At 42.1% G+C, this 1,021-nt stretch carries 2 protein-coding genes; both read right to left on the bottom strand.

Annotation, left to right across the window (positions count from 1 at the left end; all coding sequences use genetic code 11):
- Nucleotides 1–543 (bottom strand): HWE histidine kinase domain-containing protein (locus ACFIO5_RS09965; protein WP_375705313.1); only part of this gene is annotated, 543 nt, incomplete at its 3' end.
- A gap of 20 nt (nt 544–563) precedes the next feature.
- Nucleotides 564–1,021, bottom strand: a 458-nt coding sequence (locus ACFIO5_RS09960) for a response regulator (protein WP_375705312.1), incomplete at its 5' end; no start/stop codon positions are given.

Below are 1,021 nucleotides of genomic sequence, written 5' to 3'. Positions count from 1 at the left end.
AAGAGAATGGAGGCGTCCTTGAAATTTGCGTAAGAAAACTTGAAGCGATTCAGTATAGCGTGCGGTTTGACTGGCAATACTTTGAATGATAGCCAGAAGATTTTTAGAACGGTGGCTGACTTCGCGAAGCAATATTTTTAGCACTTGCTCACGGCGGCGTAATCCTGAAATATCAACACCAGTGGTGATAATACCGATAATGTCTCCATGATCATTGCGGTGGCAGTCGATAGAAAATTTGTACCACATGGCTTGTTTGGCCATATCTTCAAACCGTGCTTCGATGGTTTGCATTTTGCCGGTGGCTAAAACTTGCAATTTGATTGTTTCCATATTGTCTGCCAGATCAAGCGAAAAAAAATCACTGTCACGGCAGCCCATCCGCCATTTGCTGTGTAGATGCTGTGGCAGGTTTTCAGCCCATAAATAGACCAGATTCGTTGTCTGGTATAAAACACAAATATCAGCCCCACGGATCGCTTGCATCAGAGCGCTTAGATGTGATCTCTCCAAAGGGGGCTTGGGAATAGGCGTAACAATCATGGTCTGGATGGTAATCTTTTCTAGGCAGCTTTGGAAGCATTCTCTTTAAAAAATAAAGCCTGTGAAATAAGCGCTTTTACCATATCAGGATTAAAGGGTTTAGTGACTAAAAAAGTTGGTTCTGGACGCTCTCCGGTCAATAATCTTTTAGGAAATGCTGTAATAAAAATCACCGGTATACGTTCATTTTGCAAAATGTCATTGACTGCATCAATGCCGGAACTGTTATCGGCTAGTTGAATATCAGCCAAAATCAACCGTGGCTTTTCTTTATGATACATAACAACCGCTTCTTTGCGGGTTCGGGCTATGCCTACCACCTGATGGCCAAGACTTTCAACCATTTGCTCAATATCCATTGCAATAAGAGGTTCATCTTCAATAATCATAACCTGTGTGGCAATTTGTTGAGAAATATCCGTTGATGCTTGGTTGAGGAGCTTACGGAACTCTTTCGCATCCAGATTCATAATTTCAC

It is taken from the genome of Bartonella sp. AA86SXKL (genome assembly GCF_042196885.1).
The sequence above is the reverse complement of the archived record's forward strand: the minus strand, read 5'-3'. Positions and strand labels throughout refer to the sequence as shown.